The sequence below is a fragment of the Streptomyces sp. NPDC090499 genome, from assembly GCF_044769305.1.
Taxonomy (GTDB): domain Bacteria; phylum Actinomycetota; class Actinomycetes; order Streptomycetales; family Streptomycetaceae; genus Streptomyces.
The window spans coordinates 616,036-632,317 of record NZ_JBIVXP010000002.1 but is presented as its reverse complement, the minus strand read 5'-3'; the positions used below and the strand labels follow the sequence as shown (position 1 = coordinate 632,317).

15 protein-coding genes are annotated in these 16,282 nt (G+C 72.5%); 9 read left to right on the top strand and 6 right to left on the bottom strand.

Features of this window, described 5'->3' with window-relative positions; genetic code table 11:
- The first annotated feature begins 112 nt into the window (after window positions 1–112).
- The 3 genes from ACIQVL_RS11240 to ACIQVL_RS11230 are packed head-to-tail and all read left to right on the top strand — an operon-like array spanning window position 113 to window position 2,555.
- Window positions 113–1,243, top strand: a complete 1,131-nt coding sequence (locus ACIQVL_RS11240; RefSeq protein ID WP_403430340.1) for an ABC transporter ATP-binding protein — start codon at window positions 113–115, stop codon at window positions 1,241–1,243.
- Window positions 1,240–1,890, top strand: a complete 651-nt coding sequence (locus ACIQVL_RS11235) for an ABC transporter permease (protein ID WP_403430338.1) — start codon at window positions 1,240–1,242, stop codon at window positions 1,888–1,890. The genes ACIQVL_RS11240 and ACIQVL_RS11235 overlap by 4 nt, the downstream gene beginning before the upstream one ends.
- Window positions 1,887–2,555 (top strand): ABC transporter permease, encoded by a 669-nt coding sequence (locus ACIQVL_RS11230; RefSeq protein WP_403475134.1) that lies wholly within the window; start codon window positions 1,887–1,889, stop codon window positions 2,553–2,555. Before ACIQVL_RS11235 ends, ACIQVL_RS11230 begins: the two co-directional genes overlap by 4 nt.
- A 62-nt stretch (window positions 2,556–2,617) precedes the next feature.
- On the opposite strand, the gene ACIQVL_RS11225 is transcribed toward ACIQVL_RS11230, so the two are convergent.
- From ACIQVL_RS11225 to ACIQVL_RS11210, 4 genes are read right to left on the bottom strand one after another with little or no spacing between them, the layout of a single operon-like run.
- The gene (locus ACIQVL_RS11225) at window positions 2,618–3,214 is read right to left on the bottom strand and encodes an ATP/GTP-binding protein (protein ID WP_217547088.1); all 597 of its coding nucleotides are present in this window, start codon (window positions 3,212–3,214) and stop codon (window positions 2,618–2,620) included.
- Window positions 3,201–3,611: a DUF742 domain-containing protein gene (locus tag ACIQVL_RS11220; RefSeq protein WP_403430334.1), complete on the bottom strand. Its 411-nt coding sequence runs from the start codon at window positions 3,609–3,611 to the stop codon at window positions 3,201–3,203. The genes ACIQVL_RS11225 and ACIQVL_RS11220 overlap by 14 nt, the downstream gene beginning before the upstream one ends.
- Window positions 3,612–3,662: 51 nt before the next feature.
- Window positions 3,663–4,139, bottom strand: coding sequence for a roadblock/LC7 domain-containing protein (locus tag ACIQVL_RS11215; RefSeq protein ID WP_403430332.1), 477 nt, complete (start codon window positions 4,137–4,139; stop codon window positions 3,663–3,665).
- Window positions 4,136–6,661, bottom strand: coding sequence for an ATP-binding protein (locus ACIQVL_RS11210; protein WP_403475133.1), 2,526 nt, complete (start codon window positions 6,659–6,661; stop codon window positions 4,136–4,138). The genes ACIQVL_RS11215 and ACIQVL_RS11210 overlap by 4 nt, the downstream gene beginning before the upstream one ends.
- Before the next feature lie 356 nt (window positions 6,662–7,017).
- Between ACIQVL_RS11210 and ACIQVL_RS11205 the strand changes: the two genes are divergently transcribed.
- The 3 genes from ACIQVL_RS11205 (at window position 7,018) to ACIQVL_RS11195 (ending at window position 11,006) form a co-directional block, all read left to right on the top strand.
- The gene (locus tag ACIQVL_RS11205; RefSeq protein WP_403430328.1) at window positions 7,018–7,983 is read left to right on the top strand and encodes an ABC transporter substrate-binding protein; all 966 of its coding nucleotides are present in this window, start codon (window positions 7,018–7,020) and stop codon (window positions 7,981–7,983) included.
- 39 nt (window positions 7,984–8,022) lie between these two features.
- The gene (locus ACIQVL_RS11200) at window positions 8,023–9,468 is read left to right on the top strand and encodes an aromatic amino acid lyase (RefSeq protein WP_403475132.1); all 1,446 of its coding nucleotides are present in this window, start codon (window positions 8,023–8,025) and stop codon (window positions 9,466–9,468) included.
- 176 nt (window positions 9,469–9,644) lie between these two features.
- Entirely contained in the window at window positions 9,645–11,006 is a 1,362-nt protein-coding gene (locus ACIQVL_RS11195) for an MFS transporter (protein WP_403475131.1), read from the top strand.
- Between the two features lie 43 nt (window positions 11,007–11,049).
- Here ACIQVL_RS11195 and ACIQVL_RS11190 read toward each other — a convergent pair whose 3' ends face one another.
- Window positions 11,050–11,505 carry a tellurite resistance TerB family protein gene (locus ACIQVL_RS11190; protein WP_132890095.1) on the bottom strand — a complete coding sequence of 152 codons (456 nt, stop codon included), beginning with the start codon at window positions 11,503–11,505 and terminating at the stop codon, window positions 11,050–11,052.
- A 242-nt stretch (window positions 11,506–11,747) separates the two neighbouring features.
- On the opposite strand from ACIQVL_RS11190, the gene ACIQVL_RS11185 reads away from it, so the two are divergent.
- The 3 genes from ACIQVL_RS11185 (at window position 11,748) to tatA (ending at window position 15,001) form a co-directional block, all read left to right on the top strand.
- Window positions 11,748–12,110: an ArsR/SmtB family transcription factor gene (locus ACIQVL_RS11185; RefSeq protein WP_403430589.1), complete on the top strand. Its 363-nt coding sequence runs from the start codon at window positions 11,748–11,750 to the stop codon at window positions 12,108–12,110.
- The gene (gene mgtA, locus ACIQVL_RS11180) at window positions 12,100–14,589 is read left to right on the top strand and encodes a magnesium-translocating P-type ATPase (RefSeq protein ID WP_403475130.1); all 2,490 of its coding nucleotides are present in this window, start codon (window positions 12,100–12,102) and stop codon (window positions 14,587–14,589) included. The genes ACIQVL_RS11185 and mgtA overlap by 11 nt, the downstream gene beginning before the upstream one ends.
- Window positions 14,590–14,728: 139 nt before the next feature.
- On the top strand, window positions 14,729–15,001 hold the full coding sequence (tatA, locus tag ACIQVL_RS11175; protein ID WP_403430320.1) for a Sec-independent protein translocase subunit TatA: 273 nt from the start codon (window positions 14,729–14,731) through the stop codon (window positions 14,999–15,001).
- Window positions 15,002–15,015: 14 nt separating this feature from the next.
- On the opposite strand, the gene ACIQVL_RS11170 is transcribed toward tatA, so the two are convergent.
- A complete protein-coding gene (locus tag ACIQVL_RS11170; RefSeq protein ID WP_403475129.1) occupies window positions 15,016–15,975 on the bottom strand; it encodes a sporulation protein in 960 nt (319 codons plus the stop codon).
- Between the last annotated feature and the right edge of the window lie 307 nt (window positions 15,976–16,282).

The window sequence follows — 16,282 nt, the reverse complement described above, 5'->3', positions numbered from 1 at the left end:
GCCAAAGTGCTGAAACACTTCCGGTTTAAACTCGGTCCGCAACTGCCTGCGCCACGGCGACCGTGGTCGATAACTGGGCACATTCTGGCAAACCCGAAGGGTATTCGGCGTTTTGATACGGATAGATTCAGTCACCAAGCGGTACCCGGACGGTACGGTCGCCGTCGACCGGCTCTCCCTGGAGATACCGGACCGCTCGATCACCGTCTTCGTCGGCCCCTCGGGCTGCGGCAAGACGACGACCCTGCGGATGATCAACCGGATGGTGGAGCCCACCGAGGGCCGCATCCTCCTGGACGGCGCCGACATCCACGCGCAGCCGGTCAACACCCTGCGCCGGTCGATGGGTTACGTCATCCAGAACGCCGGCCTCTTCCAGCACCGCACCATCATCGACAACATCGCCACCGTGCCCAGGCTGCTCGGCTGGACCAAGCAGAAGGCGCGGGCCCGCGCGGCCGAGCTGATGGAGCGGGTGGGCCTGGACTCGGCGCTCGCCAAGCGCTACCCGTACCAGCTCTCCGGCGGCCAGCAGCAGCGCGTCGGCGTGGCCAGGGCGCTCGCCGCCGACCCGCCGGTGCTCCTGATGGACGAGCCGTTCTCCGCCGTCGACCCCGTGGTACGCAAGGGACTCCAGGACGAACTCCTGCGGATCCAGGACGAGTTGGGCAAGACCATCGTCTTCGTCACCCATGACATCGACGAGGCGATCAAGCTCGGCACGATGGTCGCCGTGATGCGCACCGGCGGCCACCTCGCCCAGTACGCCCCGCCCGCCGAACTGCTCACCGACCCCGCGGACGCCTTCGTCGAGGACTTCCTCGGTGCCGACCGGGGCATCCGGCGGCTCTCCTTCTTCCCGTCCGCGGATCTCGACCTGCTGACCGCGCCGATCGTCGCGATCGACGCCGACGCCGCCCGGCTCGGCGCCCGCGCCACTGCCGACGCCCCCTATCTCCTCGTGACGGACCTGGACGGCAGGCCGCTCGGCTGGGGCGAGCCGCGGACCCTCACCGCCGGCTCGATCCGCCCGGAGCAACTGGTCTCGCACGGGCGCCCCTTCATGCCCGGCCGGGACTCGCTGCGGGCCGCCCTCGACGGTTCCGTCCTCTCGCCGACCGGCTGGGCCGTGGCAGTGGACGGCGAGGGGCGCGCGGTCGGCGTCGTCTCCCAGCAGGTCATCGGCGCCGCGATCCGCACCGCCCACGCCGAGGGCCGCGACGACGCGAAGGCCGGGGGATGAACGGCTTCTTCGACATCCCGAGCGACCTCCAGAACACCTACTTCGGACTGATCGGCCTGCATCTGCGCGAGGCCCTGATCCCGGTCCTCGCCGGCCTCCTGGTCTCGCTCCCCGTCGCCCAGCTCTGCGTGCGCTTCCGCTGGCTGTACCCGCCGGTGCTGGGCGTGACCACGATCCTGTACGCCATCCCCTCGCTGGCCTTCTTCGTGGTCCTGATCGACTACACGGGCCAGACCGAGACGACGGTGATGATCCCGCTCGCCGTGTACAGCCTGGTGGTCCTGGTCCCGGCCATCGTCGACGGCGTCCGCTCGGTCCCGGCCGAGACCCTCGCCGCCGCGACCGCGATGGGCCTCGGCCCGGTACGCCGCTACTTCCAGGTGCAGCTGCCGATCGCCGTCCCCGCCATCATCGCGGGCCTCAGGGTGGCCACCGTCTCCAGCATCTCCCTGGTCAGCGTCGGCATGCTGATCGGCAACCAGGGCGCGCTCGGCAACCTGCTCAACGACGCGAACATCTACCACCGCCCCGAACTGGCGGTGAACTCGGTCGTGACCACCGCCGTGCTGGCCATCCTGGCCGACGCCCTTCTCGTCCTCGTACGGCGTGTGCTGACGCCCTGGATGCCGAAGGAGAGCACCCGGTGAACGTCCTCAACTTCGTCCACGCCTTCTTCAGCGACGGCTCGCACTGGCACGGCTACGACGGCATCCCCACCCGCCTCTGGGAACACATCCAGTACTCCCTGGAGGCGCTGGCCTACGCGGCCGTCATCGGCCTGCCGATCGGCCTGGTCACCGGCCACTACGGGCGCGGCGGCAACACCCTCGCCCTGATCGCCACGGCCGGCCGGGCACTGCCCAGCTTCGGCCTGCTGGTGCTGATGTTCATCTGGCTCGGCTTCGGCATGCTGCCGGTGATGATCCCGCTGGTGATCCTCGCGGTGCCGCCGATCCTGGTCACGACGTACGAGGCGATGCGCTCGGTCGACCCGTCCCCGGTGGACGCGGCACGGGGCATGGGCATGCCGGAGGCACGCGTCCTCTTCCAGGTGGAACTCCCGGTCGCCCTCCCGCTGATCCTCAGCGGCCTGCGCTCGGCGGCCATCCAGATCGTCTCGACGGCGACGATCGCGGCCTACGTCAGTCTGGGCGGCCTGGGCCGCTACATCATCGACGGCCTCTACCAGAAGAACTACGAGAAGGTCGTGGGCGGCGCCACGCTGGTGGCGGCGATGGCCCTGGCGACCCTTGGCATCTTCTGGGCGGTACAGAGACTGACGGTCTCTCCCGGCGTGCGGCGGAGCAGCTAGCTCAGGGGCGCGGGGAACTGCGCGACCAGCCACATCCGGCCCGCAGTTCCCCACCCACCGCACTACCCCCCACTGCGCGCCAGCGCCAGTTCCAGCACGACGAGCAGCGCATCCCGCACCGAACCGCGTTCCCGTGCGTCGAAGACGACCAGCGGCGTCCCCTCGGCGACGTCCAGCGCCCACCGCACCTCGTCCAGCGTGTGCTCGACGCGGCCGTCGAACGCGTTGATCGCGACGGCGAACGGAATCCCCTTGTGCTCGAAGTAGTCGACCGCCGCATAGCAGTCGTCGAGGCGACGCGTGTCAACGATGACGAGCCCGCCGAGCGCGCCTTCCACGATGTCGTCCCACATGAAACCGAACCGTTCCTGCCCCGGCGTGCCGAAAAGGTACAGCTTCAGCGTCGGGTCGATGGTGATGCAGCCGAAGTCCATCGCCACGGTCGTGGTCGTCTTGCGCGGGGTGAGCGAGAGGTCGTCCACACCCGCCGCGACCTCGGTGATCGACGCCTCGGTGGTCAGTGGCTCGATCTCCGAGATCGAGCCGACGGCGGTGGTCTTGCCCACGCCGAAACCGCCCGCGATGACCATCTTCACCGGCAGCGGCGGCCGTACGGCCGTACGCCCGGTGCCCCGGGTCAGCGAGTCAGTCGGTGTCACGGAGTACCCCTCGGGAGTCGGGGATGGCCCGCAGGCCATCGATAACCCTGCGCAGGACGGACGAGTCGTGGGTGGCCTCGAAGTCGGGCACGTGGACCGTCAGCTGCCCGGCCTCGCGCAGGTCCTCGGCCAGCACCCGGACCACGTTCAGGTGCAGCCGCAGCCGGGCCGCCAGTTCCGCGAGCGACTGCGGAATCCGGCAGGCCGCGACGATGTCGTGCTGCTCGAAGGAGAGCCGGTCGAGCACGGTGAGTCCGGCGGCGGTGGCCACCACCTGGGTCTCGACGGGCATCGCCGGTCCGGAGGCGCTGTCCGCGACCCGGCCGGCGGTGACCAGGAACGGCCGTACGGCGGGGGCGGGGCCGACCGGGTCCGGGCCCGGAGGCGGGTCCGCCATGGCTGTGTATTCCTCTCTCGGCCTTCTCGGCTGCTCGACCGGCGGTGCCGGTCAGCGCGTCTGTGGGACGCCGACGCTGTTCTTCAGTTCGAGGACGAGCTGCGGACTGAGTGCCGCACCCACGCGGTTGGCGAACAGCGTCATCTCGTAGGCGATGTTGCCGAGCTTGGCCTCCTTGTCGGCGACCACGCCGAGCACGGCGCCGCTGCCGATCGCGGAGACGATGACATGGCCGCCCTCCAGGTCGATGATGACCTTGTTGAGGCCGCCCAGGCCGTAGTTGCCGGACGCGCCGGCGGCCAGGCTGGTGATGCCGGAGACGATCGCGGCCAGCCGTTCGGAGTGGGCGCGCTCACGCAGCTCCGAGACCGCGATCAGCAGACCGTCGGAGGACACGGCGATCGCGTCGACCACGCCGGCGGTCTCGGTGGCGAAGCGGTTCAGCAGCCAGGTGAAGTCGGCTGCGGCCGCCTGCAGGTCGGTCGGCGTGACGCCGCCCGTCGGGGTGTCACCTGTCGACGTGCTCACTGCTCGGCTCCTTCCGGAAGGTGGTTCTGGTCCTGCGGGGGGTTCGGGGGGGCGGTGCGCGGTGCGGGCTGTTCGTGACTCCCGGTGTCGCCCTCGCGCCGGGCGCGTTCCACCGCCGCCTCGAACTCGTCCAGCGCGTCCCGCTCGGCCTCGGCGTCGCGGGTGCGCGGCGCCTGGGCGAGGGTCTGGGCGGCACCGACGGTGGTGCGCAGAGTCGCACCGCGCACCCGGCGGCGCAGCGGGCGGGGCTCGTCGGCGGAGTCGTCGGCGGCGTCCGCGTCGGCCGGGGGTTCGCCGGAGCGCGCGGCCGGGATCAGCGGGGGCTGCGGCGTCGCGGGCTCGGCGGCGGACTCACGGCGCGGCAGCCGGCGGGGGAGCGGGCTCTCCTGCTCGGCCCAGGAGGGCACCGTGACGGCGGGGGTCGGGCCGGTCGGTTCGGTCGGTTCGACCGGTGGGGCAGGCGCCGCCGGTATCGCCGGCGCCGCGGGTGCGGTCAATTCGGCCGGTTCGGCCGGTTCGGCCGGCTTCGTGGCGAACGGGGTGCCGGAGGTGTCCGCCACCGCGCTCATCGTCAGCAACAGGCGGGCGGGCAGCGTCACTTCGGCGGTGACACCGCCGCCCGGGGTCCGGGTCAGCTCGACGCCGATCTCCCAGCGCCGGGCCAGCGCACCCACCACGAAGAGACCGAGCACCTTGGTCGGCACCAGGTCGAGGCGCTCACGGCGGATCAGCCGCTGGTTCTCCTCGGCCAGCCGCTCGGCGCTCATGCCGAGCCCGTGGTCGGTGACAACGATGTGCGCGCCCGCGTCGCTGGAGCGGACGGTCACCTCGACGGGGCTGCCGGCCGGCGAGAACGACACCGCGTTCTCCAGGAGTTCGGCCACCATCAGCGTGAGGTCGCCGATGATGTCCGGCTCGATCATGGCGTCCGTGCCGGCGTACAGCCGTACCCGCTGGTAGCCCTCGATCTGGCCGAGCGCGGCCCGGACGACGTTGGACACCGGGGTCGGGCCCCCGGCCAGCACGGTCTCGCGGATGCCGGCCAGCAGCATCAGGCTGTCGGCGTTGCGGCGCAGGCGGACGGCGATGTGGTCGATGGAGTAGAGGCGTTCGAGGAGGGCCGGGTCGGTCTCGGCCCGCTCCACCGCGTCGATGAAGGCGAGCTGGCGGGTGGTCAGGTTGCTGACGCGGCGGCCGACGTTGCCGAACATCTCGGCGGTGTTGCGGCGGCTGAGCACCTGGCGTTCGAGCAGCGCCGCGGCCGTGGTCTGCACCTGGTTGAACGCCTCGGCCAGGTCGCCGATCTCGTCGCGGGCGGTGACCGGCATGTCCCGCAGCCGGGGCGGGCCGGAGTCCTCGGCGTCGTCGTCGGCGACGCGGGCCAGTTCGCGCCCCGCCACCTCGGCGACCTCGTGCGCGACCCCGGTCAGGGCCTGCACCGGGCGGATCACCGAGCGGCGGACCAGCGCCGCGAGGGTGATCCAGAGGACGAAGCCGAGCAGCGAGGCGTTCAGCAGGTAGATCGCGCGCCACTTGGCCGAGCCGGCGGAGGCGTCGGCCCGCTCGGCGATCTGGCCGATGAGCGAGGTGGTGATGGTCAGCCGGGCGGCGGCCTGTTCGTGGTAGGCCGGGTAGTCGCTGAGCGCGTCCTTGACGGCCAGCTGGATCGCGTCCTTGCTGCCGGCATCCAGCTTGGTCGGGTCGATCTGCAGCTCGGCGAAGGACTCGGCGATGGTGCTCTGGGCCTTGGTGTGCTCGACGTCGGCCAGCTGCCGGGCCTGCCCCTCGGTGGCGAACCGGCTGAACCGGTCGGCCTGGTGCTGGTAGAGGTCGTAGGCGCCGACCGCGTTGGTGAACTCGATCAGGGCGTTGGTGTCGCCGGTGGTCGCCGCGAGCACGTTGGTCTCGAAGGCGCCGTGGGCGGCGTCCGCGCGCAGCAGGGAGTCCAGCAGGTTGCCGGTGAAGGTGGCGGCGAGGTCGGTGTCGCGGTCCAGACCGAGACCGTCGATCAGGTCGTTGGACGCGTTGCTGTAGGCCGGGTCGATGTTGTCGGCGGGCAGGTAGGACTGCTCGACGGAGTCCCGCAGGCTGGACAGGCCCTCGACCTGCCGCAGGGCGGCGGCCTCGGTGTCCGGCAGCCGGTCGCCGAAGGTGTCACGGACCTTCGTGACCTGGGAGTCCACCGCGCCCTGGGCCTTGCGGTAGGCGGCGGCCGTGGGCTTGGCGTCGCCGGACTCGTACCGCGCGGAGAGCAGGATCGCCTGCTGGTGCTCCGCCTCGACGTTGTCCACGAGGCGTGCCACCTGCGCGCTGTCCCGGACCGTCTGAGCGGCGTCCGCCGCGCTGGTGGACTGCCGCACCAGGTCGGTGAAGACGTACGCCAGCAGTACGGCGATGACGGCGAGCGGGACACCGACCAGCAGGTTGAGCTTGCGCCGGAAGGGCCAACGGTCGGCGAAACCCCGTATCCCGCCCCGCGCCTGGGCGGGCCGGACGGGCGCGTCCACCTGGTTCGTGGACACCGGGCCTCCTTCATGAGGGTGTCTGGTCTGGGGGGCGTCTTCACCCCGAGCTGTTGCGGAACGACACCGAGTAGCGGGCCCCGTGCACCGCTGTGACCGATATCAACTGCCGTGAGACTACAGCGTTCTTGAAGCTCGATTCCGCTTGCTCTTTATCAAGAATCCGTTACAAAGAGACCGCTCTCCGTCCACAACTGGCCACGGATCGAAGCCAATCGGTGACCCGGAGACACTTGACTCACCGAGAACCGGCTGGATTGGATCGTCCGGAGTGGTTCGCAACAGCCCCGCGGCGCAACATCTCCCGCGTGGTTCGCAACACCCCCACCCTTCCCACAGCTCCCGGAACGGCAACCGTGACTTCCAACACCCTTCCCAGCAGGTCAATTCGGACATACCGAGGCGTGGCGGCCGTCGCGCTCGCCGCGACGACGGCCCTGCTGGCGGGCTGTTCCTCCTCCTCCGACGACAGCAAGTCCGACCCGCTGTCGGACAGCAAGGCGAGCGGGGACACTGTTGTCGTCGGCTCCAACAACTTCGCCGAGAGCATCCTGATCGCCGACATCTACGGCGAAGCACTCAAGGCCAAGGGCGTCAAGGTCACTTACAAGTCGAACATCGGCAGTCGTGAGACGACCTACGGTCTGCTCAAGAACGGTTCGATCTCGGTCCTGCCCGAGTACAACGGCGCCCTGCTCGCCTACCTCGACCCGAAGGCGGCCCCGAAGACCGTCGAGGCCACCACGTCGGCCATCGAGGCCAAGCTGGACTCCAAGCTGACGCTGCTGAACCCGGCGGACGCGCAGGACAAGGACACGGTGACGCTCAACGCGGCCACCGCCGCCAAGTACAACCTCACCGAGAAGTCCTCCATCGCCGACCTCAAGACCATCGCCAAGGACCTGGTCATCGGCGCCTCGCCGGAGTTCCAGACCCGTCAGCAGGGCCTGGTCGGCCTGAAGGACGTCTACGGCCTGGAGTTCAAGTCCTTCAAGGCGCTCGACGCCGGCGGCCCGCTCACCGAGGCCGCCCTGAAGAAGAACGCGGTGCAGGCCGGCGACATCTTCAGCACGGACCCGACCATCACCAAGGAGAAGTTCGTCGTCCTCCAGGACCCGGAGAACCTCTTCGGCTTCGAGAACGTCCAGCCCCTCGTATACAAGAGCGCCCTGAACCAGACGGCCACCGACGCGCTCAACGCCGTCTCCGCCAAGCTGGACACGGCGGCCCTGCTGGACCTGGACACCCAGGTGCAGTCGGACAACAAGGACCCGCTGGACGTCGCCCAGGCCTGGCTGAAGAAGGTCGGCCTCAGCAGCTGACGCGTGCCCGACCTGCCCCGGATCCTTCCTGGACCCTCCTTGGACCGTGTCGTGCTCGACGGCAACGGCCTCGGCCTGACCGGACTCGTCCGGCTGGCCGACGCCGTTGCCGTTCCCGTCGTACCGTCCGAGGCGCTCGACCGGGTCCGCCGGGCCCACGAGCGCGCCGGGCGCCTCGCCGCACGGGGGCGCTGGTACGGGCGCGGCACCGGCGTGGGCGCCCACCGCTCCGTCACCGTCGACCCGGCCGACGCGGCCGCCCACACCGTGCGCCTGCTGCGCAGCCACGCCGGCGGCGCGGGCCCGCTGCTGCCGGCCCGTCAGGCCCGCGCGCTGCTGGCCGTCCGGGCCAACCAGTTGCTGGCCGCCGGCTCCGGGATCCACCCCTCCTTCGTCACCGGGCTGACCGAGGCGCTGCGCCTCGGTGTGCACCCCGCGATCAACGAGTACGGCGGGGTCGGCACCGGCGACCTCGCCGCCCTGGCCCAGACCGGCCTCACCCTGATCGGCGAACGCCCCTGGCTCACGGCGTCCCCCGATGCCGACCTGCCCGCCCCGCTCACCCTGCACCCCGGCGACTCGCTCGCCCTCCTCAGCAGCAACGCCCTCGCCCTGGGCCGGGCCGCCCTGGCCTGCCACGACCTGGACGTGCTGCTCCGGGCCATGCACGCCGTGGCCGCCCTCTCCCTGGCCGCCGTCTCCGGCTCCGCGGAGGCGTACGCCCCCGAGGTGCACGCCCTGCGCCCGTACCCCGGCCCGGCCAGGGCGGCGGCGGAGGTACGACGTCTCCTGGCGATCCCCGGCCACCCGGTCACCACCGGCCGCCGCATCCAGGACCCCTACGGCTTCCGCGCCTTCCCGCCGGTCCACGGTGCGGCCCTGGAGGCCGCGGACCGGCTCCGCCACGTCATCGAGACGGAGATCAACTGCCCCACGGAGAACCCGGTCCTGGCCCCCGATGGCAACGTCTACCACCACGGCGGCTTCTTCGCGGCCCCGCTCGCCCTGGCCCTGGACGGCCTCGGCCTCGCCCTCCTCCAGACCGCCCAGCTCTCCGCCGCCCGCCTCCAGGCCCTCACCCGCGCCGACCTCACGGGCCTGCCCGCCTTCCTGGCCGCGGGCCCGGTCGGCAGCTCCGGCACGATGATCCTGGAGTACACCGCCAACTCGGCCCTGGCGGAGCTCCGTTCCAGCGCGGCCCCGGCATCGGCGGGCCACGCCGTTCTCTCCCACGGCCTGGAGGAGGCCGCGAGCTTCGCGGACCAGGCGGCGAGACAGGCGGCACGGGCGGCCGAGGCGCTCCCGGTGGTACTGGCCTGCGAACTGGTCGCGGCGGTACGGGCGCTGCGGATGGGTCCGGTGGAACCGACGGTGCCCGCGTTCAGGGTGGCTGCGGCAGCTCTGCCGGGGGACATGACGGACCGCGCCCTGACGGGAGACGTGACTGCGGCGATGGAGCTGTTGCCGACGCTGGCCGACTTGTGAAAAGAGGGGAGCCGTCCCACCCAGGGGCGCGGGGAACCGCGCGGCCGGCCCCCACCAGTCCGTAGCTACGGCTCAACGCGTGTGATTCCGTCATCGACACCGCTGCCGATGGAAGAAAACCTCCACTTTCACTCCAGATCCGTCGGCCTCCGCGTCGCGATCCGCACGCTGCCCGCATGACAACCACACCCACGCACATCCCCACCACCCCGCCCCCCTACCCCTGGCGGTGGCCCGCCCTCCTCGCCCTGCTCCTCGCCGAGGCGATGAACCTCCTGGACGCGACGATCGTCCAGGTCGCCGCCCCCGCCGTGCACGCCGGCCTCGGCGGCTCCCTCTCCGACGTCCAGTGGTTCAGCGCGGCCTACACCCTGCCCTTCGCGGTCCTCCTCGTCACCGGCGGGCGGCTCGGCGACATCGCGGGCCGCCGCCGGCTCTTCGTGCTCGGCGTCACCTTCTTCACCGCGGCCTCCGTCGCCTGCGCACTCGCCCCGGCGGCGGGCCCGCTCATCGCCTTCCGCGCGGTGCAGGGCGCGGCGGCGGCCCTGATCATTCCGCAGACCATCGGATTGATCAGGGCGATGTTCGAGGGCGACGAGCTGTCCCGGGCGCTGGGCAGCATCGGCCCGGTGATGGGCCTCGCGGCCGTCTGCGGTCCGGTCCTCGGCGGTGTCCTCACGCACGCCGACCTGTTCGGCCTCTCCTGGCGGGCCGCCTTCCTGGTGAACGTCCCGGTGGCCCTGGCCGTCCTCGCGCTGTCCCCGAGACTCCCGGAGAACCGCGCCCCGCACCGCCCCGCCGTGGACTGGCCGGGCACGGCACTCGCGGGGACCGGCACGGGCCTGCTGGTCTACCCGCTGATCGGCACGAACCTCACCGGACTCGCGCCGCACGACTGGGTGTTGCTCGCGCTCGGTCTGCCGGCCCTGGCCGCCTTCGCGCTGCAGCAGCGCCGCACGACCGCGCCCCTGCTGGAACCGACCCTCTTCACCCACCGCGGCTTTCCGGCCGCCCTCGCCACCTCCACGGCGTTCTTCGCGGTGACCAACGGCCTGATGACCGTGGTGGTCCTCCAGCTCCAACTGGATGCGGACCTCGGCGTACTGGCGGCGGGCCTGAGCCTCACGCCCTGGTCGATCGGCCTGGCGGTGTCGTCATGGCTGTCGGGCCGCCGTGGTGCCCGGCGCCGCATGATGCCGTACGGCCTGGCCCTCGTGCTCGCGGGCCTGGCGGTCGCCGCGGCCGCCTACCTCACCACCGCCGCCCCCCGCTACCCCTGGCCGCTGCTGCCCGCACTGGCCCTGGTCGGCCTGGGCGCGGGCCTGTTCACTCCCGCCTTCTTCACGCTGGCCCTGCGGCCCCTGCGCCCCCAGGAGGTCGGCTCGGCGGCGGGTGCGCTGAACGCCGTGCAGCAGCTGGGGGCGACACTGGGCGTGGCGGTCCTGGGCAGTGCCTACCTGGACGGCTCGGCGGCGACGGCCTGCGCCGTGGCCGTGGCCCTGACCGCACTCTGCTGGGCCGCGAGCCGGCGGATGTGAGCCGCCTGCCTCCCGCCGGCTCCGGCCCGGACCTCGGCGCCGCTCAGAGGTCGAACTCGTGCGGCGGCAGGTCCAGCGTGTAGCACGCCTCGCGGACCACGGCCTGCTCGGTCTTGTCGAAGTCGCCGTCGGCGCCGCCGATCACGATGCCGATCTGGATGACGGCACGCGCCTCGGCCGGCTTCTTCTTCGCCTTGGCGACCTCCTGGAGCACACTCACCTTGCCGAAGGCGAAGTCGGTGGTCAGCTTGTTCAGGTTCTCCTCGAAGCGGCGGCGCAGGTCGTCCGCGGGGAAGTTCTGCAGCACCTCGTTGGTGGCGATCAGCTGGGCGACCCGCTGGCGCTCGGCCGGATCGATGGTGCCGTCGGCGGCGGCCACGAGCGCGCACATCGCCATGCTCGCGTCCCGGAACGCCCCGCTCTTCAGGTCGTTCTTCTTCGCCACCAGCTGGGTCTGCATCTGCGTCGCGGAATCCTTGATGCGGTCCCACAGGGCCATGCGCACTCACTCCTCGGTCGGTAAGAGTCCTGCTTGCCGAAAAATTACTTCTACAACACCGTAGAAACCTGCGCGGCGGCCGATAAGTTCCCGCGCCCTAAACTGTCCCTCCGGCCCGCGACGGGCCGCTTCGGCGCCGTGGACGGAGTGCGACAGGGCGCGATGGACTGAAGCACGGTGCACCGAGGCACGGTGGACGGAAGCACGGTGGACGGAGCGCGGTGGACAGGAGGACCACGACGGTGGCGACGGTGCCCGGCAACGGCCGCGATGACCCCACCGCGGACGTGCTCGCGGAGGCGGCCGCGGCCTTCGGGCTGCTCGCCTCGCCCGCCCGGCTGCACATCGTCTGGGCGCTGGCCCAGGGCGAGAGCGATGTCACGGGCCTCGCCGAGCGGGTCGGCGGCGCGCTGCCCGCCGTCAGCCAGCACCTCACCAAACTGAAGCTCGCCGGCCTCGTCCGCTCCCGCCGGGAGGGCCGCCGCCAGGTGTACCTGGTCGATGACCCCGACGTCGTCGACGTCGTACGCCTGCTCGTCGGCCGCCTCACCGCCCGCACCACCGGCGCCGAACTCCCGGCCCCCCGACGGCTCCATGGCCTCTGAGGGAGAGGCAGCCACCTCGCTGCAGGTGCTGCGCCGGCTGGACACGGGACCGCACGGGCTGACCGAGGCCGAGGCCGCGGCCCGGCTCGCCGATCTCGGCGAGAACTCCCCGCCCCTGCCGCACACCGCCTCCTGGCCGCTGCGCTGCGCCCGCGCCCTGCGCGACCCCTTCACCGCCGTCCTCCTCACCCTCGGACTGGTCTCGGCCCTCGTCGCCTCCTGGGGCACGGCGGTCGTGATCCTCGCGCTGGTCGCCGTCAGTTGCGGACTGCGCGCCGCGGGCGAACACCGCGCCGACCGCTCGCTGGCCGCCCTGCGCGAACTCGTCGCCGGCACCGCCACCGTGCTGCGCCGGGCCGGCGCGGACGCGGAGCCGCGGGCGCGGGAGGTCCCGGTCGCCGACCTGGTTCCGGGCGACGTCGTCCGGCTCGGTCCGGGCGACCTGGTCCCGGCCGACGTACGACTGCTGCGGGCCCGTGGGCTGACCGTGCACCAGGCCGTGCTGACCGGCGAGTCCGTGCCGGTCGCCAAGGCCGCCGCAGACGTCCCCGCCGCGGCCGGCCCAGGGCCCTTCCAGGAGCCGTACCTCTGTTTCCAGGGCAGCGGGGTCGCCTCGGGCAGTGCCACGGCGGTGGTCGTGGAGACCGGGGAGCGGACCCGGTTCGCCGCCGCGCAGGGCCTCGCGGGTGGGCGACGGGAGGCGAGCGCCTTCGACCGGTCCGTGCACGGCATCTCCTGGGTGCTCATCCGGTTCATGCTGCTCACCCCGCCACTGGTCCTCATGGCCAACGCCGCCCTGCGCGGCCGCGGTCTCGAGACGCTGCCCTTCGCGGTCGCGGTCGCCGTCGGGCTCACCCCCGAGATGCTCCCGGTGATCGTCACCACCTGCCTGGCCCGGGGCGCCGCGCTGCTGGCCCGCGCCCACCGGGTCGTCGTACGACGGCTGCCCGCCCTGCACGACCTGGGCGCGGTCGACGTGCTCTGCCTCGACAAGACCGGCACCCTCACCCAGGACCGGCCCGTCGTGGAACGCGCCCTCGGACCCGACGGCGCCGACGACCCAGAGGTGCTGCGCTGGGCTGCCGTCGCCGCCTGGTGGACCCTGCAGCTCGCGGAACTGCCCGCCCCCGACGCCCTCGACGAGGCCCTGCTCACGGCCGCCGGGCCGGTCGGGGAGGAGTACGACGGCATCGGTGCCGTCCCCTTCGACCCCGGGCGGCGCATTGCCACCGCCGCCGTCGCCGGCCCCCTCGGCACCCGTGTCCTCGTCACCAAGGGTGCCGCCGAGGACGTACTGGACCGCTGCGACCTGGACCCCGTCGAACGCGAGCGCCTCCTCGCCCTCGCCGCCCGTGAGGCCGGCGCCGGGCTGCGGGTCCTCGGTGTGGCCACCGCCCGACGCCCGGCCCGCGCCCGCCCCTGCACGGCCGCCGACGAGCGCGGCCTCACCTTCCGCGGCCTGGTCACCTTCCGCGACGGCCTCGCGCCGGGCGCCGCCGAGGCCCTGCGCGGCCTCGCCGGCCTCGGCGTCTCCGTCCGCGTCCTCACCGGCGACCACCCCTCGACCGCGGCCCGTGCCTGCCGGGACCTAGGCCTGGCCGCCGGGCCGGTGGCCGTGGCCGGTGACCCCCTCGACCTGGACGCCGTCGTCGTCGCCCGCTGCACCCCCGAGGACAAGGCCCGGATCGTCGCCGGGCTGCGGGCCGCCGGGCACACCGTCGGGTTCCTCGGGGACGGCGTCAACGACGTGCCCGCCCTGCTCGCGGCCGACGTCGGGATCGCCCCCCGCACGGCCGTGGACCTCGCCCGCGAGACCGCCGACGTGGTGCTGGCCGAGAAGGACCTCGGCGCGATCGGGCACGCCGTCACCGCGGGCCGGCACAGCAGCGCCAACATCGCCTCCTATCTCCGGGTCACGCTCTCCTCCAACCTCGGCAACGTCATCGCGATGCTCGCCGCCGGCCTGCTTCTCCCCTTCCTGCCGATGCTCCCGGTCCAGGTGCTGGCCCAGAACCTCTGCTTCGACGCCGCCCAGCTCGCCTTCGCGTACGACCGGCCCGGACCTGCGGCACTGCGCCGCCCGACCGCGCTGCGGCCACGTGCCTTCCTGCGGTTCATCACCGGCTTCGGGGTGCTCAACGCGGTCGCCGACCTCGCCACCTTCGGCGTCCTCGCGCTCGCCCTGCGCGGCCCCGACGCCCTCGACGACGAGGCCGTCTTCCACTCCGCCTGGTTCACCGAGAACCTGCTCACCCAGGCCCTGGTGATGTTCCTGCTGCGCGGCGGCACCCGCCCCGGGCCCGTCGGCCGCGCCGCCGCCGTCCTCGCCGCCGTCGGCCTGCTGCTGCCGCCCGGCCCCCTGGGCGCGGCCCTGGGCATGACCGGTCTCCCGCCCGCCTACCCCGTGCTGCTCGCCGCCGTGCTGGGGCTGTACGCCCTCGCGCTGCGGGCGGTGCGGGCGCGCCACGACCGGTCGTAGCGATCGCGGGCCGGGTCCGGGGAGCGTTTCCACCTCCGGGTTGTACAGTTGCGCAATGTAGCAATCGTCGCTGCCCGGCCGGGGCGCATGCAGCGCCCTCCGTCGGCACGGACAAACGTGAGAAAGGGAGGGGGCGGTCATGCTCCGCAACGGACTCGAACCCTGGCACCTGCTGGTCGTCGCGATCGTCTTCATCGTGCTCTTCGGTTCCCGGAAGCTGCCCGACACCGCCCGAGCCCTGGGCAAGTCGATGCGCATCCTGAAGAGCGAGGCGAAGGCCATGAAGACCGACGACACGGGCGCGGCGGCGCCGGTGGAGCCGACGTCGGTACAGATGGCGGCGGAGCCGGCCGCGGCCACCGCGCAGCCGGAGCCCAGGACGGCCGGCGAGCCGACCGCCTCCCCGAGCTGACCCCGCCGGGGGCGTCAGTCCTCGTCCCCCTCGAAGAAGTCGCCGATCTCGTCGACCACCTCGGCCGCCACCATTCCGCCGACCACCCCGAGCGCGAGGCCCGCCGCACCGGCGGCGACCGCCGTGCCGAGGCCCGGTCCGGAGCGGTGGGGGCCGTCGTGGTGCCCGGGGTGGCCGTAGGCCGCGTGGGCGCCGTAGGCCTCCCGGTGGGCGAGCAGCCGGCGGATCCAGCCGTCGACCTCGCTGCTCCAGTCGAGGGTGTGGGCGTCTTCGTGGCGGACCGTGAACCGGGTCAGCGCGTCGTGCCCGGCGGAGAACAGGCCATCGCGCTTGTCCGCCTCCAGGACCACCTCCAGGCCGGCGGGGGAGGCGAGGAAGGTCAGCTCGATCTCGGTGACCGCGTGCGCGTACTGCGGTGCCGGGCTCAGCTCGACCTCCTGGTAGAAGGGCAACTGCTGGCCGGTGCCGCCGATCCGGCCGTACTCCAGGTCCGCCGAGCGGAAGCCGAAGCCCAGCCCGCCGAGGGCCTCCAGGACCGCTTCCTGGACGGGCAGCGGCCCCACGGCGAGCGGGTCCAGATCGCCCTTGTCCCGGGCGTCGGCCACCCCGACCTCCGTGCGCACTCCGAGCACGATGCCCAGCGGCTGGCCGTACAGCTCGGTGACCGGTGTCTCCCACGGCACCGGCACACGGAACGGCACCTCCCGTTCCTCGTCCGCGCCGAGCCGGAAGCCACCGCCCACGGTGAACCGCTCGAAGACGACCGCGCCCTCGCTCTCCCCCTCCTCGTGCTCCGCCTCCACGCGCGCGAGCAGCTCCAGGCCGATGTGCTCGACGTCCACCGCCGCCGAGCCGCCCTTCAGCCGCACCCGCCCCGACAACACCCCGCCGGGCACCACCACGCCACCGTCGAGCACCGTGTCCGCCGAGGGACCGCCGACCCCGATCGCCCCAAGCAGCCTTTTGAACACCATGAAGCCGCCGCTCCTTCGCCGCACTCGTCACGCACATCTCGGCCGGCCGCATGTCGTCCGGCTGCCCGATGAACTCACGACAACGGCAAAGAAGTTCCCAAGTCACCTGTTCGGGGGAGTGCCTCCGGCAGGGGCGCACCGAATGCGCCCCGAAGGACCGGGGGGGGTACCCCCGGCCGAAGGCTGCGGGAGGAACGGCGCGAGCAGCCGCGGCGAGCCCGTGGCCGACGTCCGGGAGCCGTCACCCCGCCGAAGCGGCATGCCGGGCTCCCCGCGTAATACAGCGCCAAGCTCCTCGCATTGAGCA

Coding starts and splice junctions, on each gene's coding strand:
- tatA (WP_403430320.1), top strand. CDS start 14,729: ATGCTCCGCAACGGACTCGAACCCTGGCACCTGCTGGTCGTCGCGATC.
- ACIQVL_RS11190 (WP_132890095.1), bottom strand. CDS start 11,505: ATGGCCCTGTGGGACCGCATCAAGGATTCCGCGACGCAGATGCAGACC.
- ACIQVL_RS11195 (WP_403475131.1), top strand. CDS start 9,645: ATGACAACCACACCCACGCACATCCCCACCACCCCGCCCCCCTACCCC.
- ACIQVL_RS11220 (WP_403430334.1), bottom strand. CDS start 3,611: ATGGCGGACCCGCCTCCGGGCCCGGACCCGGTCGGCCCCGCCCCCGCC.
- ACIQVL_RS11170 (WP_403475129.1), bottom strand. CDS start 15,975: ATGGTGTTCAAAAGGCTGCTTGGGGCGATCGGGGTCGGCGGTCCCTCG.
- ACIQVL_RS11235 (WP_403430338.1), top strand. CDS start 1,240: ATGAACGGCTTCTTCGACATCCCGAGCGACCTCCAGAACACCTACTTC.
- mgtA (WP_403475130.1), top strand. CDS start 12,100: ATGGCCTCTGAGGGAGAGGCAGCCACCTCGCTGCAGGTGCTGCGCCGG.